The organism is Streptomyces mauvecolor (assembly GCF_039532965.1).
GTDB classification, from domain to species: Bacteria; Actinomycetota; Actinomycetes; order Streptomycetales; family Streptomycetaceae; genus Streptomyces; species Streptomyces violascens.
The window spans coordinates 158,199-178,910 of record NZ_BAAASQ010000005.1; the positions used below are offsets into that span (position 1 = coordinate 158,199).

General features: G+C 73.6%; 16 protein-coding genes. 5 read left to right on the forward strand and 11 right to left on the reverse strand.

The genetic code is table 11. The annotated features are described in order from the left end of the window. Window positions 1-56 precede the first annotated feature (56 nt). Window positions 57-2,573: a helicase-associated domain-containing protein gene (locus tag ABD346_RS06195; RefSeq protein ID WP_344372554.1), complete on the reverse strand. Its 2,517-nt coding sequence runs from the start codon at window positions 2,571-2,573 to the stop codon at window positions 57-59. Between the two features lie 122 nt (window positions 2,574-2,695). Here ABD346_RS06195 and ABD346_RS06200 point away from each other — a divergent pair, with 122 nt between their 5' ends. Then, window positions 2,696-3,706, forward strand: a complete 1,011-nt coding sequence (locus ABD346_RS06200; protein ID WP_344372557.1) for a hypothetical protein — start codon at window positions 2,696-2,698, stop codon at window positions 3,704-3,706. A 332-nt stretch (window positions 3,707-4,038) separates the two neighbouring features. On the opposite strand, the gene ABD346_RS06205 is transcribed toward ABD346_RS06200, so the two are convergent. Genes ABD346_RS06205 through ABD346_RS06220 form a run of 4 tightly spaced genes read right to left on the reverse strand, consistent with a single transcriptional unit; the run spans window position 4,039 to window position 7,858 of the window. After that, entirely contained in the window at window positions 4,039-4,986 is a 948-nt protein-coding gene (locus tag ABD346_RS06205; RefSeq protein ID WP_344372560.1) for an ABC transporter substrate-binding protein, read from the reverse strand. Then, the gene (locus ABD346_RS06210; RefSeq protein ID WP_344372563.1) at window positions 4,983-5,795 is read right to left on the reverse strand and encodes an ABC transporter ATP-binding protein; all 813 of its coding nucleotides are present in this window, start codon (window positions 5,793-5,795) and stop codon (window positions 4,983-4,985) included. Before ABD346_RS06210 ends, ABD346_RS06205 begins: the two co-directional genes overlap by 4 nt. Beyond that, a complete protein-coding gene (locus ABD346_RS06215) occupies window positions 5,796-6,854 on the reverse strand; it encodes a FecCD family ABC transporter permease (protein WP_344372566.1) in 1,059 nt (352 codons plus the stop codon). After that, window positions 6,851-7,858 (reverse strand): FecCD family ABC transporter permease, encoded by a 1,008-nt coding sequence (locus tag ABD346_RS06220; RefSeq protein WP_344372569.1) that lies wholly within the window; start codon window positions 7,856-7,858, stop codon window positions 6,851-6,853. The genes ABD346_RS06215 and ABD346_RS06220 overlap by 4 nt, the downstream gene beginning before the upstream one ends. Before the next feature lie 114 nt (window positions 7,859-7,972). Here ABD346_RS06220 and ABD346_RS06225 point away from each other — a divergent pair, with 114 nt between their 5' ends. Next, entirely contained in the window at window positions 7,973-8,605 is a 633-nt protein-coding gene (locus ABD346_RS06225; RefSeq protein WP_344372572.1) for an HAD family hydrolase, read from the forward strand. Between the two features lie 58 nt (window positions 8,606-8,663). Here the strand turns inward: ABD346_RS06225 and ABD346_RS06230 are convergent, their stop codons facing one another. After that, window positions 8,664-8,951 carry a hypothetical protein gene (locus tag ABD346_RS06230; protein WP_344372867.1) on the reverse strand — a complete coding sequence of 96 codons (288 nt, stop codon included), beginning with the start codon at window positions 8,949-8,951 and terminating at the stop codon, window positions 8,664-8,666. A 135-nt stretch (window positions 8,952-9,086) separates the two neighbouring features. On the opposite strand from ABD346_RS06230, the gene ABD346_RS06235 reads away from it, so the two are divergent. Further along, window positions 9,087-9,470 (forward strand): cold-shock protein, encoded by a 384-nt coding sequence (locus tag ABD346_RS06235; RefSeq protein ID WP_114039113.1) that lies wholly within the window; start codon window positions 9,087-9,089, stop codon window positions 9,468-9,470. A 7-nt stretch (window positions 9,471-9,477) separates the two neighbouring features. On the opposite strand, the gene ABD346_RS06240 is transcribed toward ABD346_RS06235, so the two are convergent. From ABD346_RS06240 to ABD346_RS06255, 4 genes are all read right to left on the reverse strand, one after another. Further along, window positions 9,478-10,335 carry a 1,4-dihydroxy-6-naphtoate synthase gene (locus tag ABD346_RS06240; protein ID WP_344372576.1) on the reverse strand — a complete coding sequence of 286 codons (858 nt, stop codon included), beginning with the start codon at window positions 10,333-10,335 and terminating at the stop codon, window positions 9,478-9,480. Then, window positions 10,325-11,032 (reverse strand): futalosine hydrolase, encoded by a 708-nt coding sequence (locus ABD346_RS06245; RefSeq protein ID WP_344372580.1) that lies wholly within the window; start codon window positions 11,030-11,032, stop codon window positions 10,325-10,327. The genes ABD346_RS06240 and ABD346_RS06245 overlap by 11 nt, the downstream gene beginning before the upstream one ends. 17 nt (window positions 11,033-11,049) lie before the next feature. Continuing rightward, window positions 11,050-11,544: a DUF2771 domain-containing protein gene (locus tag ABD346_RS06250; protein ID WP_344372582.1), complete on the reverse strand. Its 495-nt coding sequence runs from the start codon at window positions 11,542-11,544 to the stop codon at window positions 11,050-11,052. Between the two features lie 89 nt (window positions 11,545-11,633). Then, window positions 11,634-12,989 carry an MFS transporter gene (locus ABD346_RS06255; RefSeq protein ID WP_344372584.1) on the reverse strand — a complete coding sequence of 452 codons (1,356 nt, stop codon included), beginning with the start codon at window positions 12,987-12,989 and terminating at the stop codon, window positions 11,634-11,636. Between the two features lie 338 nt (window positions 12,990-13,327). On the opposite strand from ABD346_RS06255, the gene ABD346_RS06260 reads away from it, so the two are divergent. Together ABD346_RS06260 and ABD346_RS06265 are read left to right on the forward strand one after the other, a co-directional pair. Beyond that, on the forward strand, window positions 13,328-14,242 hold the full coding sequence (locus tag ABD346_RS06260; protein ID WP_344372587.1) for a DUF3027 domain-containing protein: 915 nt from the start codon (window positions 13,328-13,330) through the stop codon (window positions 14,240-14,242). A gap of 883 nt (window positions 14,243-15,125) precedes the next feature. Continuing rightward, window positions 15,126-18,227 (forward strand): sacsin N-terminal ATP-binding-like domain-containing protein, encoded by a 3,102-nt coding sequence (locus ABD346_RS06265; RefSeq protein ID WP_344372870.1) that lies wholly within the window; start codon window positions 15,126-15,128, stop codon window positions 18,225-18,227. 54 nt (window positions 18,228-18,281) lie between these two features. Here the strand turns inward: ABD346_RS06265 and ABD346_RS06270 are convergent, their stop codons facing one another. Beyond that, entirely contained in the window at window positions 18,282-20,699 is a 2,418-nt protein-coding gene (locus ABD346_RS06270) for a cation-translocating P-type ATPase (protein ID WP_344372590.1), read from the reverse strand. Between the last annotated feature and the right edge of the window lie 13 nt (window positions 20,700-20,712).

The following is a 20,712-nucleotide window of genomic DNA, read 5'->3' on the forward strand; positions in this document are numbered from 1 at the left end:
GAGGGGTGGGGTGGGGCGGCCTCCGGGGTCTGGGGCGGAGCCCCAGGGCAGGGGGGCTACGCCGGGTCGTCGGCCAGTTCTGCGACGCCCGTGATGCGGTGCAGCGGATACGTGCGGACCTCGTCCGCCGTGTGGTCGTACGCGGTGACGAAGCCCCCTTCGACCCGCACCGGCGCGATCACCCGCTGGCTCGCCGTCCCCTCCGCGTTCACATAGCCGATCCACAGCGCCGAGCCCGTCATCGCCGCCGCCTGCACCGTCGCCAGGGTTTCCGCGGGGGACGTGCGCGGCAGGGAGCCGTCGGTCCGCGCCGCCGTCTCCGGCGACTTGTGGACGACCGTCGCCGCCGTGTCCCCCGCCCGGATCGCCCGTACCGCCGCGTCGAGGAGCGTCCCGTCCGGCAGGGGCGGTCCGTCCGGGACCGGGACCGGCGCCGCGCGGCGCGGGGTGCGGCGGGAGTCGGCGCGGGTGATCAGGACATCGCCCTCGGCGGACTCGGCGGCCGGCGCGTACCCCATCGCGCGCAGCCCGTCGAGCAGCGCGGCCGGCTCGGCCGTGGTGGCCAGGACGGTCGGGGCGAGGCGGCGGAGCCGCAGGGGCTGGCTGCGCTTGTCGGCGAGGATCTCGCCCAGCATCGCCTCGTCGTCGCAGCGTACGTACGCCGAAGCGGCGCCCACCCGGAGGTGGCCGTGTCGGCGGGCCACGTCGTCGATGAGGTAGCTGAGCGGCTGCGGCACCGGCGTACGGCTGTGGTCGGTGAGGAAAGCCTGCAGGTCGGAGGCGGTCTGGCCGGCGTCAAGGGCGCGGCGCACCGAGCCCGCGGTGAAGCGGTAGACGGTGGCGCCGCCCTTGGACTCGATGTCGGCGAGCACCCCCAGCATTGCCGCGAGCGGACGCCTGAGCGGGCCGGGCGCGACCGCCGTCAGGTCCGCCTGGAGCAGCACGTGGTCGACGGGCTCGGGCAGGTGCGGGGCCAGCGCCTTCGCGGCGAGCAGACCGAGCGCCTCGCGTTCGACGGCGCCGGAGGCGGGGGCGAGGAGGGCGCGGCCGTGCGTGGTCAGCGCGCCCCGGCCGGTCACGCCCAGCAACTCGGCCTCGGACAGCGTCCATTGGGCCAGGTGCGAGCGCAGGTCCTCGGGGCCGCTGCGGGCCGGGCGCTCCCAGCGCAGGCGGGCGAGCAGCGACTCGGGGTCCGGCGAGGTGGCCTCGGGCAGGGTGGTGAGCAGGGTCAGGACGCGGTGGCGGACCTCGGGCGCGGGCGAGCGGTCGAGGTCGGGGCCGAGCGCCGCGAGGGTGCGGCCCTTGGCGTCCTGCTCGCCGACGAGCCCGGCGGTACGGGTCGCGGCCAGCCAGGCCACCGCGAGCCGGGCCCACCTTTCGGCGGGCGGCAGCTCCAGCCAGTCGTCGTACTCGGGGGTCGGCGCATAGCGCTCGTCCGCCTCGCCGTCGGACGCCAACAGGCCTGCTGCGTAAGCGAGTTCGAGCCAGAACGCGGCGACCGGCTCGGGTGCGTCCAGGGCGGTGGCGGTGCGCTTGAGGTCCCGTACGGACAGGCCTCCGGCGCGCAGCACGGCGGGGCCGCCCTCGTTCCACTCGGCGAGCAGGTCCTCGACGGTGGTCAGCGCCATGAACGCCTGGCCCGCGGCGGTCGCGTCCACAACCTGTGGACGGTATTCGCGCAGCGGCGCGACGGCGGGCGGCACCGGCTCGGTGGTGCGGTGCGCGCGCCCGGCGCGCAGATGCAGGGCGACCTCGCGCGGCAGCACCAGGGTGCGCGCGGACGCCGGAAGGAGCAGGCCGTGGTCGCGCAGCCAGCGCACCGGGGGCGGCGGATCGGCGGACACCTCGCCGTACGGCGGGCCCCACACCAGGCGGTCGAGGACCGTGAGCGCCTCGGACGGCGCGGAGTCGAGCAGCTCCGCCATCCTCGTGCGGTCGGTGAACAGCGAGGTCAGCGCGGCGACCGCGGACACCGGGTCGTGCGTGGCCGGCAGCCCGGCGGCCTGGAGGATCTCCTGGACGCGGCCCGGCGACATCCCCGCGGTCGCCTCGGCGACGGTCGGGCCGAGGCCGGTCGGGGAGGGGTGCGTGGGGGAGGGGGCGAGCAGTTCGCGGGCGGTGCGCACCAGGCGCAGCCGGTCGTCGCCGCCCCAGACCAGGGCCTGTTCGCGCAGCGCGGCGAGCGCGCCGGGCAGCGCGACCTCGATCTCCGGATCGCCGTCGTCCCCGGCGAGCAGGCTGCGTACGGCGTCGTACGGGGCCGGGTCCGGGGCCACGGCCAGGACCTGGGCGGTCTGCAGGGCGAACTTGTCCAGCCGTTCCAGGGCCCGTACGACCGAGGCGCGGGTGCCGGCGCGGGTGGCCAGCTGGGTGAGGTCGCCCGGTACGGGGCTGAGCAGGTCGGGGCGGGTGCGCAGCAGCGCGGCGAGGGACTCGTCGGGGCGGGAGCGCAGGGCCTCGGCGAGGGTGCGGGGTGCCGTGGCGGCGGTGCGGGGCGCCGCGGCAGCCCTGTTCGTCGCGCCGGTCGTTCCTTCGGGCACGTGCGCCTCCTGATTGCGCTCGCCGGTCCCCATCCGCCCCACGGTAGCCCGTGCGCGCTACCGTCAGGACCCAGAGCCGGTGTCCGAAACGCGACCGGACCGGCGGACGCGGCCATCGGATGGCCGCGGGCGGGGTCCGCGGAGGGGAAACGGGCGTGGGGATCGAGAGCGACCAGCTGGTCTACGACTACCTGAGCCGGGTCGGCGACCTGGCCCAGCAGCGGCAACTGCCCTCCGGGGACCGGATGCGCCTGGTGTCGTCGCTGCGCAACGAGATCGACAAGCAGCGGGCGAAGTACGGGAGCGAGACGCCGGCGACGGTACGGCGTGTTCTCGGGCGGTTCGGGACGCCGGAGGAGGTCGTGGAGCGGGCCGTGTCCGGGCCGGGTTCCGGTTCCGGTGCGCCGTACGTTCCGGAGGCGGCGCCGGATGTGGCCGTGCCGGTGCAGCGGGACCGGCTGTTCCCGGGGCGGGGCAAACGCGTACCCCGTCCCCGTCCGCGCGAGGCGGACGAGGCGCCTCCCACGCTGCCGGCGCCGCCGCACCTCGCGGGCATGGACGAGCTCGGCGCGCAGGGCGACGAACCCGACTGGTGGCGGGTCGAGCCGGGCCCGCCGGCGGGCGGCACGGGCGACTTGGTGGCGGGGTTCGTGGGCGGGGTGGAGATCCCGGAGCTTCTGAAGCCGCCGGGGGAGGGCGAGGAGGAGCCGGCCGAGCCGGCCGAGGCGGCGCATGAGGACGTCGAGGCCGACGACCTGGTCGAAGACGCTCCGGTACGGCGGCGGGGCCTGCGCCTGCGCCGCCCTGCCGCGGAGGTACGGCCCGGCCTGACGAACCCCCTCCTGCTCCTCGCGGCGGCGCTGCTGGTGGCGGGCGCGCTGTTCGGCCTGTGGCTGGCACTGGGGGCGGGCTGGCTCCTGGCGTACGCGTCCCGCAGGCTGAGCCGGGCGGAGTCGAAGTGGGCGGTCCTGGGCATGCCGGGCCTGACCCTGCTCGGCGGCCTGATCTGGCTCTGGGGCCGCCAGGACGGCCGCTGGGGCGACCCGATCGCGCAGGGTGAGATGGGTGCGGCCCTGACGGGCATGTGGCCGTGGCTGATCAGGGTGGCGGCGGTGTCGTCGGCGGTGTTCTTGGTCTGGCGCTCGCAACGGGCCGGCCGGGGCTGACCGGCTTTCCCCCGTCCCGTCCGAGCGGAGTGCGCCGGGGCTCCGCCCCGGACTCCATGGGCCCCTCCCCACCTCTTCCCGCTGTAACACTCTGCGGCTCCGCCGCGTGGCCCCCGGGGGACGATGATTCGGCTGCTGACCGTGCGTGGTTGCGCGTGCGGTTCCCCGCGCCCCGACAGGATCGGTGCCGGCCGTACCAGGGCATTTCAGCCCGTCATGGGGGTCCCCCTGACCCTTGAGGCCTTGGGGGAGATCGAGGACGAGCGCCGTTGAGGCGCGCACGGGGTCTGGGGCGGAGCCACAGGCGGCCCTGGGGCACGAGTGGCCCGGCCCTACCGCGGGAGCATTTCCCCCAGCTGCCGCAGGATCGCCCCCGCCGCCCCGTATCCGATCCCCTGGATCCACAGCTGGTCGTCCACCGCGTGCGCCCGCCCCGCGCGCACCGCGGGCAGGTTCTTCCACAGCGCGCTGCCCAGCGTCTGCGTCGCCTTCGCCTTCGCCGGGTCGCCGTACGTCGTGTGGAAGATGACGTCGGCGTCCGCGAGGTCGATCCGCTCGGGGCTCACGTCGTACGAGAAGCCGTCCTTCGCCTTGTCGACGACGGCGGGCCGCCCGAGGCCCACGTCGGCGAGGATCGTCGCGATGTAGTTCTTGCGGCCGTAGATGCGGATGTCCGCGCCCTCGACGAAGCGGACGACGTTGACCTTCAGCGCCGCCGCCTTGGCCGGCCCGCCGAGCTGCGACGTCAACTCCCGTACGTGTGCGCCGTATTCGTCGGTGATGCCTTTCGCCTCGGCCGCCTTGCCCAGTGCCAGGGCGTGAAGCTGGAAGTTCTGCTTCCACGGGTAGCCCGTGGTCTCCGACATCACCGTCGGCGCGATCTTCGACAGCTCCGCGTACTTGTCGCCGTGCCGCACCTTGCTGGTCAGGATCAGATCGGGCCTGAGCGCCGCGACGGACTCCAGGCCGGGGCTCATCACCGCGCCGACGTCCTTGATCCCGGCCACCTTGTCCTGGGGGAGGTAGTCGAGGAACCCGGAGGCCGCGTCGGCGTGCGTCGCGCCCACCGGCTTCACGCCCAGGGTGATCGCCGAGTCGAGTTCCGCCGTGTCCAGGACGACGACCCGCCGAGGGTTCTCCTTGACCCGGACGTCCCCCATCGCTGTCTTGATGAGGTGTGAACCACCGCTCGCGGCAGGGGAGTTGGACCCGCCCGAGGAGCATGCCGTTGCCGTCAGGGCCAGCGCGCCCGCCAGTGCGGCGCGGCGAGGGAGCGTCATCGGGGAATCCTCTCCAAAGGGGGCGAGTAGGGGGCGCCGGGCACCACCAGCGGCGAGCCCGTCACCGGGTCCGGGACCACCACCGAGTCCAGGCCGAACACCTCGCGCACGAGATCCGCCGTCACCACGTCCTCGGGGCGGCCCTCGGCGACGATCCGCCCCGCCTTCATCGCCACGAGGTGGTCGGCGTACCGCGCGGCCTGGTTGAGATCGTGCAGCACCATCACCACCGTACGGCCCCGCTCGTGGTTCAACTGCCGTACCAGGTCCATTACTTCGACCTGGTGGGAGATGTCCAGATAGGTGGTCGGTTCGTCGAGGAGGAGTACGTCGGTCTCCTGGGCGAGGGCCATCGCGATCCACACGCGCTGGCGCTGGCCGCCGGAGAGCTCGTCGACCGGGCGGTCGGCGAGCGCCGTCACATCCGTGCGGTCCATCGCGTCCGTGACCGCCCGCTCGTCCGCCTCCGACCACTGCTGCCACCAGTGCTGATGCGGCTGGCGCCCGCGCGAGACCAGGTCGGCCACCGTGATCGCCTCGGGCGCGACGGGCGACTGCGGGAGCAGCCCGATGGACTGGGCGATCTTCCTGGTGGGGATGCGCGCCAGCTCCGTACCGTCGAGCAGCACCGCGCCGCCGCGCGGCTTCAGGAGCCGTCCGAGCGCCCGCAGCGTCGTGGACTTGCCGCACGCGTTCGGGCCGACGATGACGCTCACCCGCCCGTCCGGCACGGCGAGGTCGAGGCCGTGCACGACCGTGCGGTCCTCGTAGGCGAGGGTCAGCTCGCGGGCGGTCAGCCGGCTGGTCATCTACTTTCCTCCAGTCGTACGGCTGCGCACGATCAGCCAGATCAGGTACGGGGCGCCGATCACCGCGGTGAGCACACCCACCGGCAGCTCGGTCGGCGAGAACAGCTTGCGGGCGAGCAGATCGGCCAGGACGACGATGACCGCGCCCGTCAACGCCGAGCAGAACAAGGGTATTTGGGCCGTCCGCGTCATGCGGCGGGCGATCTGCGGGGCGAGCAGCGCGACGAAGTCGACCGGCCCCGCCGCGCCCGTCGCCACCGAGGCGAGGACCACGCCGATGACGACCAGGCCGAGCCGCACCCTGCCGAGCCGCACGCCGAGCGCGGTCGCGGTGTCGTCGTCGAGGGAGACCGTGCGCTGCGCGCGGGCCGCCCACAGCACGGCGGGCACGAGCGCGAGCAGCACCCAGGCGAGCGGCGCCGCCTCCTCCCAGCCGCGCCCGTTGAGCGAGCCCGTCATCCAGATCTGCGCCTGCTGGGCGACCAGGTAGTCGCCCTTGGTCATGAACAGCGTGGTGATCGAGCGGAGCGCGATCGCGAAGCCGATGCCGATCAGGACGAAGCGCGTCGCGTGCAGCCCGCCCCGCCAGGCGAAGAGGTACACGAGGGCGGCCGCCAGGACCCCGCCGACGACGGACAGGTAGGGCAGCACGGTGTACGAGGTGACGCCGAACGTCATCGCGCCGACCGTCAGCGCCGAGGCGCCCTGGCTGATGCCGATGATGTCGGGGCTCGCCAGCGGGTTGCGCGCGACGGTCTGGATCAGCCCGCCCGCGATGCCGAACGCGGCGCCGACCATGAGCCCGACCACCATGCGGGGCAGCCGCAGTGTGCCGACGACGAGCTCGGCGTACGAGTCCTGGCCGGTCAGCACCTTGAGCACGTCACCGGGCGCCACGAAGCTCTCGCCCACGCAGAGATAGGCGACGCAGATCGCGGCGAGGAGGCCGAGGAGCGAGGCCGCGACCACCGCGGCCCTGCGGTGCAGGAGGAAGGCCGCGCGTCCTGCCCGTACGACGGTGTAGCCCGCGGGGCGGACAGGCGTGGTGATGGTGCTCATGCCGGGACCGCCTTCCTGCGGACCAGCGTCACCAGGAACGGCACGCCGATCAGGGCGGTCATCACGCCCGCCGGGATCTCGCTCGGCGGGAACACGATCCGGCCGATGGTGTCGGCGACCAGGAGCATCACCGGGCCCACCAGGGCCGCCATCGGCAGCACCCAGCGGTGGTCGCTGCCCACGATCGCGCGGGCGATGTGCGGGATCGCGAGACCGATGAAGGCGATCGGCCCGGCCGCCGCCACCCCGACGCCGGTCAGCACGGTCGCGCCGATGCCGCCCAGGACGCGTACCGTCGCGACGTTCTGGCCGAGTCCCTTCGCCACGTCCTCGCCGAGCGCCAGCGCGTCCAGGCCGCGCGCGACCCAGGCCACGAGCACGGCGCCGACGAGCAGGAACGGCCAGATCTGGTGCGCGACTTGGGCGTCCCGCCCGGCCAGGGAGCCGACCTGCCAGAAGCGGAACTCGTCGAGCGCCGCGGCCTTCGTGGTGAGCACGCCCATCGTCACGGACACGAGCAGCGCGTTGATCGCGGCGCCGCTCAGCGCGAGCTTCACCGGGGTCGCACCGCCGCGCCCGCTGGAGGCGATCGCGTACACGACGACGGAGGCGATGGCCGCGCCCGCGAACGCGAACCACACGTACCCGGTCAGCGTGTGCACGCCGAGGAACGCGATCGCCAGGACCACCCCGACCGAGGCGCCCTGGCTGATGCCGAGGATGCCGGGGTCGGCGATGGGGTTGCGGGTGATGCCCTGAAGCACCGTGCCCGCGACGGCGAGGGCGGCGCCGACCATCAGGCCGATCAGAGTGCGCGGCACCCGCAGTTCGCGGACGACCTCGGCGTTGGGGGTGTGCGCGCCGCCGAACAGCGCGTCCAGGACCTCCGACGGCGGGATCTGGCGCGCGCCGACGGCGAGCGAGAGCAGGACGGCGACCAGGAGCGCCGCGACGGCCGCCGCCGTCGCGAGCACGCGTCTGGTCCGGCGGGGTGCGGCTGGCATAGGGCGGCCCATCACAGGTCGGAAATCGGTGAGGCTTCAGGTCGGGATTTGGTAAGGCTTGGCTAACTACGGCCGTCAGTCTAAGGGCCCGGCCGCCCCGCCCACCTGGGCACAATGGCCTTCATGCCCATAGACGCGCCCACGGTCGGCTTCGACCTCGACATGACCCTGATCGACTCCCGGCCCGGCATCCGCGCCGTCTACCAGGAGCTTTCCGCCACGACCGGGACGTACATCGACGCCGACCAGTGCGTCAGCAGGCTCGGGCCGCCGCTCGACTGGGAGCTGCGGCACTGGTTCCCCGAGGAGCTCATCGCCGAGATGGTCCTCAAATACCGTGAGATCTACCCCACACGCGCGATCCTGCCCACGCCCGCGATGCCGGGAGCCGCCGACGCGATCCGCGCGGTGCAGGAGCTCGGCGGCCGGGCCGTCGTCGTCACCGCCAAGAACGCGCCCCAGGCGCGGCTGCACCTCGACCACCTGGGCATCACACCGGACGAGGTCGTCGGCGGGCTGTGGGCCGAGGGCAAGGCGACCGCGCTGCGCGAGCACGGCGCCGCTGTGTACGTCGGCGATCACCTCGGGGACGTGCTCGGCGCTCGCGCCGCGGGCGCCCTCTCCGTCGCGGTGCCGACCGGGCCGATCGGCGCGGACGAGCTGCGCGAGGCCGGCGCCGACGTCGTCCTCGACGATCTGACGTCATTTCCGGCCTGGTTGAAGGGTTACGCCGCCGAACGCGCTTGACAGCGGGGCCTCGTACTTGCGTACGGGACCGGCCGGTTCAGGTGAGCTGCGGGCGGGGTCAGACGCGGGCCTGGCGGCGCTGCTCCGCGATGGTGCGCAGCACGCCCGCCCCCGCGATCAGGAAGCCGACGCCCATCAGCATGCACACGAGATAGGCGAACGACGGGAAGCGGGCGGTGTGCAGGAACAGCGGCGCCACGGTGACCAGTGTGGCGAGCGCGCCGACGAAGAACACGACGACGCCGATGCGAACCAGCCGATCACCGGTGGTGGGGGCGTCGCGGTCGGTCCTGGCCTGGGTTTCGGTACTCACCCCGCCAGGGTAGTTCCCTGCTCGTAAGGACAGGCCGGGACGTCTTGTCAGCAGCCCCTGGACCATTAGCCTTGGTGTCGGCGGGTCGGAAGGCGACCCGCTGTCGTGCTATCCAGAGCCGTTTTCGGCGCCCCGCACACAACGACGAGTACGAGGACGAGGACAGACGTGCCTACCGGCAAGGTCAAGTGGTTCAACAGCGAGAAGGGCTTCGGCTTTCTCTCCCGGGACGACGGCGGCGACGTCTTCGTCCACTCCTCCGTGCTCCCCGCCGGGGTCGACGCACTCAAGCCCGGACAGCGCGTCGAGTTCGGCGTCGTCGCCGGGCAGCGCGGTGACCAGGCCCTTTCCGTCACGGTCCTCGACCCGGCCCCCTCGGTGGCAGCGGCCCAGCGCCGCAAGCCCGACGAACTGGCCTCCATCGTGCAGGACCTGACGACGCTCCTTGAGAACATCACGCCGATGCTGGAGAAGGGGCGCTACCCCGACAAGGCGGCCGGCAAGAAGATCGCGGGCCTGCTGCGCGCGGTGGCCGACCAGCTGGACGTCTAGTCCCGGTTCAGTCCCGCACGAATTCCAGCGCATCGCGGCCGAGGGGCGGTACGAGCCCCTCGGCCGCGGCGCGTGTCAGGAGGCCGCGCACCGCGGCGTAGCCGTCCTCGCCGAGGTCGGCGGTGAACTCGTTGACGTAGAGCCCGATGTGCCGCTCGGCCACGGCCGGGTCCATCTCCTGGGCGTGCTCCAGTACGTAGGGCCTCGACGCCTCGGGGTCGTCCCAGGCGAGCCGCACGGAGGTGCGGGCCGACTCGGCGAGCAGCCGCAGCGTGTCCTCGCCGAGCGAGCGCTTGGCGATGATCGCGCCGAGCGGGATGGGCAGACCGGTCGTCGACTCCCAGTGCCGGCCCATGTCGGCGAGGCAGTGCAGGCCGTAGTTCTGGTACGTGAACCGGGCTTCGTGGATGACGAGTCCGGCGTCGACCTTGCCGTCGCGCACCGCGGGCATGATCTCGTGGAACGGCATGACGACGACCTCGCCGACCCCGCCCGGCAGGACATCCGCCGCCCACAGCCGGAACAGCAGGTACGCCGTCGACTTCTCGCTCGGCACGGCGACCGTTTTGCCGGTGAGGTCCACTCCGGCTTCCCTGGTGAGGACGAGCGGGCCGCAGCCCCGGCCGAGCGCGCCGCCGCACGGCAGCAGCGCGTACTCCTCAAGGACCCATGGCAGCACCGCGTACGACACCTTGAGTACGTCGAACTCGCCGCGCTCGGCCATGCCGTTGGTGATGTCGATGTCGGCGAACGTCACGTCGAGTCCGGGCGCGCCGGGCACCCGGCCGTGCGCCCAGGCGTCGAAGACGAAGGTGTCGTTCGGGCAGGGAGAGTAGGCGATCTTCAGCGACGGTTCAGTGCTCATGTGATGTCCAACTCTCCAGTACGGGCGGGAGCTTCCCGAATGCGTCGGTGAGGGCGGCGAGCGCGTCGCCGATCCGCCAGGCCGAACGGTCGCGCGGGCCGACCTCGTTGGAGATCGCGCGGATTTCGAGGGTGGGCAGGCCGTACTGGTCGGCGGCCTCGGCGACACCGAAGCCCTCCATCGCCTCGGCGGCGGCCGAGGGGTGGCGGGCCAGGAGTTCGGCGGCGCGCCCGGCGGTGCCGGTGGCGGTGGTGACGGTGAGGACCACGCCCGTGACGGCGCCGAGGGCCCGGGAGACGTCCTCGCGGAGGGCGGGCGGGGCGCCCAACCGGTCGCGGCCGAAGCCCAGTTCGGGCAGCGGGACGAAGCCGTCGGGGGAGTCGGCGCCCAGGTCGGCGGCGATGAGCTCCGATGCGACGACGAGCGAGCCGAGCGGCGCGACGCCGGGGAAGCCGCCGCCGATCCCGGCCGACACGACCAGGCCGTACGGGGCGCGGGCGAGGGCCTTGGCGGTGCCGGCCGCGGCCGCCGCGGGGCCCACCCCGGCAGGCAGTACGTCGATGCTGTGGCCGCCGCGGCGGAAACGGGCCGGCCGCTCGGGCGGTTGTGCGCCGGGCGATGCGTATCCGGCGTGGGCGAGACCGGCGGCGACGGCATCCGCCTCCGCCGCCACCGCGGTCACGACCAGCACACGCATCAGGCGGGGCCCGGCCGTCAGGAGTTGGTGCGCTTGAGCGTGAAGCTCCAGACCGACTCGGGCTTGTTGTCCTGGTCGACCTGAATGATGCTGACCTTCTTCTCCTTCGGCGCGGCACCCTGCCCGCCGGTCGAGAAGACGTCGGCGCCGGGGAAGCTCCGGTAGGTCTGGGCGGACGGCTCGGTGATCGGGCTGCCGTCGAGCAGCGCGATCCACTTGCTGCCGTCCTCGACGACCTTGGGGTCGACGCCGAGGCGCAGGGTCGAGCCGGGCGCGTAGTTGATCGACTTGGCGTCCTTGACGCCGCTGAGGCAGCTGGTGAGCTTGGCCTCGGCGAGCGGCTTGCCGTCGCCGCGGCAGGACGCCTCGGTGCTGACGGAGTGCGTGCCGACCGTCACGGTCGCGAGAGGCGTCGGCTTGTCGCAGGCGGAGAGGACGAGGAGTCCGGCGGAGGCAGCGGCGAGTGCGAGGCCGGCCCGGCGGGTCCTACCGGAAGTGAACGCAACGGTCATGAAGCGAAGGCTATCGGTCGCCCCCGGCCAAGCCGCGCGGGGGTGCGGCGTGCCGCGTCGTCCGTCGCCGTACATCCGTCGTCCGTCGCTCATGCCACCCGCGGATGCGGGGTGCCGCGCCGGGCCGCGCCGAGCAGGCCCCGTACCGAGACGGCCGCTCCGAGGGCCAGCAGGGCCGCGGCCACCGACATGCCGAGGATGCCGTTCAGCGGCAGCGCTATGCCGATCGCGCCGCCGAGCACCCAGGCCACCTGGAGCAGCGTCTCCGAGCGGGCGAACGCGGACGTACGGACCTCTTCCGGTACGTCGCGCTGGATCATCGCGTCCAGGGACAGTTTGGCGAGCGCCTGGGTGAACCCGGCCGTCGCGCCGAGCACGGCGACCATCAGGCCGCTGAAGAACGCCGCCGACAGGACGGCAGCTCCCAGCGCGATGGTCAGCATGGTCACGATCAGCACCTCGGGCCCGCGGGCCCGCAGCAACGAGCCGACCGCCGTGCCCAGCGCGTTGCCGACGCCCGCCGAGACGCCGACGATGCCGAGCGAGACGGCCGCGCTCTGCCCGGACAGGGGGTGTTCGCGCAGCAGGAACGCCAGGAAGAAGATCAGGAACCCGGAGAGCGCGCGCAGCGCGGCATTGGCGTACAGACCGTTCAGGACGGACACGCCGACCGTACGCAGGCTGGGCTTGCGGCCGCTGCGGTCGGAGAGCTGCGCCCTGGCCTCGCCCTTCGCCGAGTCGACCTTGTGGGGCAGCGTGAACGCCAGGAACGTACCGCCGACGAAGATGCAGAACGCCCCGTAGAGCGGCCACTGGGGCCCGATGCGGGAGAGCCCGGCGCCGATCGGGGCGGCGATGCCGGTGGCGAGCAGGCCGGCCAGCGTGACCCGCGAATTGGCCTTCACCAGGGAGAAGCGGGGTGGCAGCAGGCGCGGCACCACGGCGCTCCTGACCACGCCGTATGCCTTGGACGCGACCAGCACGCCGAGGGCCGCGGGATAGAGCTCCAGGCCGCCGGTGGCGACCGCGCCGGACATCGTCAGGGCGAGCAGCGCGCGGGCCAGCATCGCGCCGGCCATCGCGGCGCGCCGGCCGTGCGGCATCCGGTCGAGCAGCGGGCCGATCACCGGCGCCAGGAGAGTGAACGGCGCCATCGTGATCGCGAGGTAGAGGGCGACCCGGCCGCGCGCCTGGTCGGTCGGCACGGAGAAGAACACGGTCGAGGCGAGCGCCACGGTGATCATCACGTCGCCGGCGCCGTTCACCGCGTGCAACTCGATCAGTTTGCCGAGCCCCGACTCACCGGCGCCGTGCGCGTGGGTCGCTTTTCTGATCGAACGGACCGTTCCGGTGATCGGCAGATGCAGGGCGCGGCCCACCGTCCGGCCTGCCTTGCGCAGGCGGCCGGCGGTGTCCGAGGACCCTGACGACCTTGCGGTTGCCACCCCGCCATAGTGCCCCAAGCCCGTCCGACCCGAACCAGGATTCGGACGCGCAGGTGGGCCGGGGGCCACGAAGGGGGTAGCGTGACAGGCGCGCCGCCCGCGGCTGCCCAAGGCCGCGCGCCTCTCCGCGATCCCGCAGAATGGATCGCAGAAGGTGCGCCTCCACGCTCATACGGAGCAAGGGGGGTCCCCTTGGTCAGTGAAACTGGACAGCCGCTGGGCAGTTGATCGCCCGGGCGCGGACGTTGACGCGGCCCCCTGGTCCGCTCCGCCCGCCGCCCGTACGCATTCGGCTCCCCGGCGCACCCGTGAGACGGCGTAGGAGAGAAGCGAGACCTGTGAGTGCTGCGACGACGCGAAGCCGTACCCCTGACCGCCTGTGCGCCGAGGCGGTCGACCTAGCCCGCGAGGCGGCGGAGGAAGCCGCCGCACCCGGTGTGGTCGGCGAGCATGTGGCCCTGGTTTCGGAGGGCGACCGGGTCGTCACGCACCTCTTCGAGTGCAAGGAGCTCGGCTACCGGGGCTGGCGCTGGGCGGTGACCGTCGCCCGGGCGTCGCGCGCCAAGCTGGTCACCCTGGACGAGACGGTTCTGCTGCCCGGTCCGGACGCGCTGCAGGCACCGGAGTGGGTGCCGTGGAGCGAGCGCCTCCGGCCGGGCGACATGGGCCCCGGCGACCTGCTGCCCACCGAGGCCGACGACCTGCGCCTGGAGCCCGGGTACTCCGGCGAGGACGCACCGCCGCCGAACTCCGTGGTCTCCGAGGAGATGGCCGAGCGCGTCGACGCGGAGGACGCCGAGCTGTCCGACCTGGAGGCTCCGGCGGCCACCGCGCGCGGCTCCATCGCGGCCGTCGCCGAGGAACTCGGCATGCGGCGGGTGCGGGTCCTCTCCCGCTACGGGCTGCACACGGCGGCCGACCGGTGGGAGGAGTCCTTCGGCGGCAAGACCGCGATGGCCCAGGCGGCGCCGGCCTCGTGCGTGTCGTGCGCGTTCCTCGTCCCGATCGCGGGATCGCTCTCCCAGGCGTTCGGGATCTGCGCCAACGAATTCGGTCCTGCGGACGGGCGTGTCGTGGCCCTGGACTACGGCTGCGGTGGGCACTCCGAGGCGGCGGTCATGCCGAAGCCGCCCCGTCCGGCGCCGCCGGTCCTGGACACGGTGGCCCCCGACGTCCTGGCCCTGCGGCCCCCGCGTGAGGGCTCCGTCCCGGACACCGCCCCGGACGCGACGGAGGATCTGGGCCACTCGTAGGGGGCCCATCGGGGGTGTCCGGGCTCCGCCCGCACCCCCGAAATGCCTGGGGCTGCGCCCCCTGCACCCCGGGGATGTTCGCCCACCCGCAGCCCGGGGTTGCCGGGCCCGGGCCCCTGGGGGCGCTGGCCCACCTGCCCGCCCGTGACGGGGGTGGAGAGGGCTGAGCCCTGGGGCTGCGCCCCAGACCCCGGGGAGTTTGCCCACCCGCCCGCCCGTGCGAGGGGTTGAGAAGGCTGAGCCCTGGGGCTGCGCGCCAGTCCCCGGCGGGGGCTCTGCCCCCTGCGCCCCCAGGGGAGTTCGTCCGCCCTCCCCCAGGCTCTTAGGGAGCAGGGGTCCCATCCCGTGACGGGGGTTGGCTGGTTCGGCTCCTGGGGCTGCGCCCCAGACCCCCGGTGGGGACTGCGTCCCCTGCCCCCCCTTTTTCGGGGCTCCGCCCCGGACCCCGTTCGCGCCTGAAGGGCGCTCGTCCTCAATCGCCGGACGGGCTTGTGGTGGGCTGGCCTCCGTGATGGCCGGGCAATCCGGGCATGTCCGCATGGTCACCCCGCCAAGTCCGACGCTGTCAGGGGCGCGGGGAACTGCGCGATCAGCCATCCACGGTCCGCAGCCGAATGGCCACGCATCACACCGGCCCCCCGGAGGCCAGGCGGCGGAGCCGCGGAGTGTCACAGCGGGAAGGGGTGGGGAGGGGCCGCCGGGGTCTGGGACGGAGCACCGGCGCACCCCGCCGAACCGCAACCCCGCCCCCGGAGGGACGCACCCGGGCACGGGCGGGGCGGGGGGAATTGAGGGACCGCGGGCGGCGCGCGGTACCTTCGGCCCGCAGCCCCGGCACCCGCGGGGGCAGGACAGAGCGGAGTACGGCGTGATCGTCAAGGCGATGGCGGCCGAAGGGGCCGACCCCTTCGGGACGGCGCGGCTGCGGCGCGGGGTCCTGAACGCCTGGGGCGCGGGCCCGGCCAGATTCCGCGAGGACGCCAACGCCGAGGAGGACCTCGCGCTCGGCGGCTACCGAGACCGCCTCGTCGTGGAGCTCGCCCAGAACGCCGCCGACGCAGCCGCCCGGGCGCGTACCACCGGCCGGCTCCGGCTGACCCTGCACCCTGCCACCCACGACACCCCCGCCCTGCTGGCCGCCGCCAACACCGGCGCGCCCCTGGACGCGCTCGGCGTCGAGTCGCTGTCCACGCTGCGCGCCAGCGCCAAGCGCGCCGACACCGAGGTGGCCGTGGGCCGGTTCGGCGTCGGGTTCGCCGCGGTGCTCGCCGTCAGCGACGAGCCCGCCGTGGTGGGACGTACCGGCGGCGTGCGTTGGTCGCTCGCCGAGGCCCGGGAACTGGCCGCCGACGCCGCCCGCGTCAGCCCCGGCCTGGGCGACGAACTGCGCCGCCGCGACGGGCACGTACCGCTGCTGAGGCTGCCGCTGCCCGCCGAGGGCGCCGCCCCCGAGGGCTACGACACCGTCGTGGTGCTCCCGCTGCGCGACGGCACCGCCGAGGATCTCGTACGCCGCCTCCTCGACGGCATCGACGACGCCCTCCTCCTCACCCTCCCCGGCCTGACCGAGATCGTCGTCGAAACCCCGGACGGGACACGGGTGTTGCGGCGCTCCGTGCCCGACGACGGCGACGGCTACGTGCATATTGACGACACTCGCGACGAGGGCACTCATCGCTGGCGGGTCGTCAGTCATCACGGGGCCATCACCCCGGACCTGCTCGCCGACCGGCCCGTCGAGGAGCGGCTGCGGCCGCACTGGACGGTGACCTGGGCGGTCCCGGTCGACGAGGACGGCGCGCCCGCACGGCCCCGTACCACGGCCGTGGTGCACGCGCCCACCCCCACCGACGAGCCGCTCGGCATCCCCGCGCTGCTCATCGCCTCGTTCCCGCTCGACACCGCGCGCCGCCATCCCGCGCCCGGCCCGCTCACCGACTTCCTGGTGGGGCGCGCGGCCGACGCGTACGCCGAACTCCTCGGCGCCTGGCGGCCGGTGTCGACCGGCACCGTCGACCTGGTGCCCGGCCCGCTCGGCCGGGGCGAGCTGGACGGCGCCCTGCGCGCGGCGGTCCTGGAACGGCTGCCCCGCGTCGCGTTCCTGGCGCCCGCCGCGCCCACCGAGGAACTCGTCGCGCTGCGCCCGTTCGAGGCGGAGGTCGTCGAGGGCGCGGGCGCCGACACGGTGCGCGTCCTCGCCGAAGTCCTGCCCACCCTGCTGCCCGCCGGTCTCGAACGCCGTCCGGAACTGCGCACGTTGGAGGTCGGGCGGCTGCCGCTCGGCGACGCCATCGAGCGGATCGCCGGGGCCGAGCGGGCCCCCGAGTGGTGGTACCGGCTGTACGACACGCTCGCCGGGGTCGACCCCGACCGGCTTTCCGGGCTCCCCGTGCCGCTCGCGGGCGGCCGCACCGTGATCGGCCCCCGCCAGATCCTGCTGCCGCTCTCCGACACCCCCGCCGACCTCGGCCGCCTCGGTCTGAAGGTCGCCCACCCGGACGCCGCCCACCCCCTGCTCGAAAAGCTCGGCGCGCTGCCCGCGACCCCGCGCGCCGTTCTGACGACCCCTCAGGTGCGGGCGGCCGTCGCCGGGTCGCTCGACAGCGGCGAGATCTGGGACGAGGACGCCCTCGACGCGGACGAACTCGCCGACACCGTACTGACGTTGGTGCGCGAGGCGAATCTCTCGCCCGGAGACGAACCCTGGCTCGGCGCGCTCGCCCTGCCCGACGAGGACGGTGAACTCGCCCCCGCCGGCGAACTCGTCCTGCCCGGATCGCCCTTCGCCGCCGTCATCCGCGAGGGTGAACTTGCCGAGGTCGACCGGGAGTTGGCGGACCGCTGGGGAGAGCAGCCGCTCACGGCGTGCGGGGTGTCGGCGACCTTCGCCCTCGTACGCGCCACCGATGTCGTCCTGGACCCGGACGAACTGGAGCCTCGCGACGGCGACTTCGCCGAACCGGACGACGCGGGCCTCCTGGACGCGGTGGACGTCTGGTGCGAAGACGCCCTGGACCGCCTGCCGGACTCGCCCGTGCCCCCGGTCGCCACGGAGATCGTCGCGGTCCGGGACCTGGACCTGGTGGACGACGACTGCTGGCCGCAGGCCCTCGCCCTGCTGGCCCGGCCGCCGCTGCGCGACGCGCTGATCCAGCCGGTGCGCGTCCTGCTGCCCGACGGCACGACCGAATCCGTCCGCCCCTACACCGCCTGGTGGCTGCGCGATCACCCGGTGCTCGGCGGCCGCCGCCCCGCCGGCCTGCGCGCGGCGGGCTCCGACCCGCTGCTTGCCGGGCTGTACGAGTCCGCGGACGCGACGGGCTTCGACGACGCGCAGGTCCTGCGGGCGCTGGGGGTACGCACGTCGGTGCCGGCGCTGCTCGACGAGCCGGGGGGCGCGGCGGAGCTGCTCGGCCGCCTGTCCGACGAGACACGCCCGGTGTCCGGGTCCCAGCTCCACGCCCTGTACACGGCGTTGGCGGACCTGGACCCCGAGCAGGTGACGTTGCCGGACGAGCTGCGGGTGGTGGTGGACGGGGAGGTGCGGGTGGTCGACGCATCGGAGGCTGTGGTCGCGGACGCACCGGACTTGCTGCCGCTCGCTGCCGGCCGGGCCCTGCTGCCGGTCGCTCCGGCCCGCGCGGCCGAGCTCGCGGAGCTGCTCCAGGTGGGGCGGCTGAGCGAGCTGGGGTCGGCGGAGGTGACGTCGACGGGCGTCGAGCACGAGGTGCCGGAGGCGGTCCGGGCCTTGCTGGGCCCGTCCACGCCCGCGACGTACGTCGAGCACGAGGAACTCCTGGCGGGCGGTGTGGAACTGGACTGGCGCCGACCGGCCGACGGGGTGGTCCACGCGGCGACCCTGGAGGGCGTGGCAGCGGGCCTCGCCTGGGCGGCGGGCCAGTGGCCTCGCCGCTTCGAGGTGGCCGCGCTGTTGGAGGACCCCTCCAGGACGGAGGAACTGGCCCGGGACCGCTGGTTCGACTAGACACCCTGGACGGACCCGCCCACCCCTCGCAGGGGAGGGCGGGCGGGCCGGCCCCTAGTCGGGCCAGCGGCGTACGACCCAGCGCCATGCCAGTTCCAGCACTCCCGACGCCACCACCGCGATGCCGACGGCGGTCCACGGCATCACCGCCCCCACCAGCTTCAGCGCGAAGAAGTGCTGCAGCCACGGCACCGCGAGCACCAGCAGGAACGCCGCGCCCATGGCCACCACGAGCGCGATCCGCCACCACGTGTACGGGCGGGCGATGATCGCCAGGACCCACATCGAGACCAGGAACAGCGTCAGGGTCGTGACGCTCGTTTCCGCGTCCAGTTCGCCCGGGCCCGTGTAGTACGCCCGCGCGATCATGTACGTCACGAACGTGGCCACCGCCGCGATGACCCCGCTGGGGATCGCGTACCGCATCACCCTGCGCACGAAGTGCGGTTTGGCGCGCTCCTTGTTGGGGGCCAGGGCCAGGAAGAACGCCGGGATGCCGATCGTGAACGTCGAGAGAAGGGTCAAGTGGCGCGGCAGGAACGGGTATTCCACCTGCGAGCACACCACGAACACCGCGAGCAGGACCGAGTACACCGTCTTCGTCAGGAACAGCGTCGCCACCCGCGTGATGTTGCCGATCACCCGCCGGCCCTCCGCCACCACCGACGGCAGGGTGGAGAAGCTGTTGTTGAGCAGCACGATCTGGGCCACCGCTCGCGTCGCCTCCGAGCCCGAGCCCATGCTCACGCCGATGTCCGCGTCCTTGAGGGCCAGGACGTCGTTCACGCCGTCGCCGGTCATCGCCACCGTGTGGCCCCGGGACTGGAGGGCCGCCACCATGTCGCGCTTCTGCTGCGGGGTGACCCGGCCGAAGACCGCGTTGGAGTCGAGGACGTCGGCCATCTCGGCCTGGTCGGCGGGGAGCCGGCGGGCGTCGACCGTATTGGCCGCGCCGGGCAGGCCGAGCTTTCCGGCCACCGCGCCCACCGACACCGCGTTGTCGCCGGAGATGACCTTGGCCTGGACGTTCTGTTCCTCGAAGTAGCGCAGGGTGTCGGACGCGTCGGGCCGCAGCCGCTGTTCGAGGACGACAAGCGCGCTGGCCTTGGCGTCGGAGGCGATCTCGGGGTCGTCGAGCTCGCGGGAGGCACGGGCGAGCAGCAGGACGCGCAGGCCCTTCTCGTTCAGCGTGTCGATCTCCGCAAGCGCCGGGTCGCCCGGCTTCAGGAGTACGTCGGGCGCGCCCAGCAGCCAGGTGCTGTTCTCGCCGTCTCCCTCGCTGAAGGCGGCGCCGCTGTACTTGCGGGCGGAGGAGAACGGCAGCGACTCGGTGCAGCGCCACACCTCGCTGTCCGGATAGGCGTCGATGATCGCCTGGAGGGAGGCGTTCGGGCGCGGGTCGGACTCGCCGAGCGCGCCGAGCACTTTGCGTACGTACGCCTCGTCCGAGCCGTTCAGGGGGCGCAGCTCCGTGACGTCCATGCCGCCCTCGGTGAGCGTGCCCGTCTTGTCGAGGCACACCACGTCGACGCGGGCCAGGCCCTCGATCGCGGGCAGTTCCTGCACCAGGCACTGCTGGCGGCCGAGCCGGATGACGCCGATCGCGAAGGCGACCGACGTCAGCAGCACGAGGCCTTCCGGGATCATCGGGACGATGCCGCCGACGGTGCGGGCGACGGAGTCCTTGAAGTTGTTGTCCTTGACCACGAGCTGGCTGATGACCAGGCCGAGCGCGGTCGGGATCATCATCCAGGTGACGTACTTGAGGATGGTGGAGATGCCACTGCGCAGCTCGGAGTGGACGAGGGTGAACCGGCTCGCCTCCTCGGCGAGTTGAGCCGCGTACGCCTCGCGGCCGACCTTGGTGGCGGTGAACGCGCCGCCGCCCGCGACCACGAAGGCGCCCGACATCATCTTGTCGCCGGGCTTCTTCAGGACCGGGTCGGCCTCGCCGGTCAGGAGGGATTCGTCGACCTCCAGGCCGTCCGCCTCGACCGCCTCGCCGTCCACCACGATCTTGTCGCCGGGCCCGAGTTCGATGACGTCGCCGAGCACGATCTCGGAGGTGGAGATCTCGGCGGCCCGCCCGTCGCGCCGCACCGTGGGCTTCGCCTCGCCGATGACCGCGAGCCCGTCCAGGGTCTTCTTGGCGCGCATCTCCTGGATGATGCCGATGCCGGTGTTGGCGATGATCACGAAGCCGAAGAGGCTGTCCTGGATGGGCGCGACGACCAGCATGATCGCCCAGAGCACGCCGATGATCGCGTTGAACCGGGTGAAGACGTTGCCGCGGACGATCTCCGCGGTGGACCGGCTGCTGCGGACCGGAACGTCGTTGACCTCGCCGCGCGCCACCCGCTCGGCGACCTCGGCCGACGTCAGCCCACCGGCCCGCCCCGCCGGCGCGGGACACTTCATGGGATGGACGGGGTCGAGCTCCGCCCCGGCGTCGATATTGGCGCGCTGCGTCATGATTTCGACGGTA

Bases quoted from the DNA above. Each gene is read 5' to 3' on its own strand.
- ABD346_RS06195 (WP_344372554.1), bottom strand. From the start codon at position 2,573: ATGGGGACCGGCGAGCGCAATCAGGAGGCGCACGTGCCCGAAGGAACG.
- ABD346_RS06240 (WP_344372576.1), bottom strand. From the start codon at position 10,335: ATGAGCACTGAACCGTCGCTGAAGATCGCCTACTCTCCCTGCCCGAAC.
- ABD346_RS06250 (WP_344372582.1), bottom strand. From the start codon at position 11,544: ATGACCGTTGCGTTCACTTCCGGTAGGACCCGCCGGGCCGGCCTCGCA.
- ABD346_RS06215 (WP_344372566.1), bottom strand. From the start codon at position 6,854: ATGAGCACCATCACCACGCCTGTCCGCCCCGCGGGCTACACCGTCGTA.
- ABD346_RS06220 (WP_344372569.1), bottom strand. From the start codon at position 7,858: ATGCCAGCCGCACCCCGCCGGACCAGACGCGTGCTCGCGACGGCGGCG.
- ABD346_RS06245 (WP_344372580.1), bottom strand. From the start codon at position 11,032: ATGCGTGTGCTGGTCGTGACCGCGGTGGCGGCGGAGGCGGATGCCGTC.
- ABD346_RS06225 (WP_344372572.1), top strand. From the start codon at position 7,973: ATGGCCTTCATGCCCATAGACGCGCCCACGGTCGGCTTCGACCTCGAC.
- ABD346_RS06270 (WP_344372590.1), bottom strand. From the start codon at position 20,699: ATGACGCAGCGCGCCAATATCGACGCCGGGGCGGAGCTCGACCCCGTC.
- ABD346_RS06205 (WP_344372560.1), bottom strand. From the start codon at position 4,986: ATGACGCTCCCTCGCCGCGCCGCACTGGCGGGCGCGCTGGCCCTGACG.
- ABD346_RS06210 (WP_344372563.1), bottom strand. From the start codon at position 5,795: ATGACCAGCCGGCTGACCGCCCGCGAGCTGACCCTCGCCTACGAGGAC.
- ABD346_RS06265 (WP_344372870.1), top strand. From the start codon at position 15,126: ATGGCGGCCGAAGGGGCCGACCCCTTCGGGACGGCGCGGCTGCGGCGC.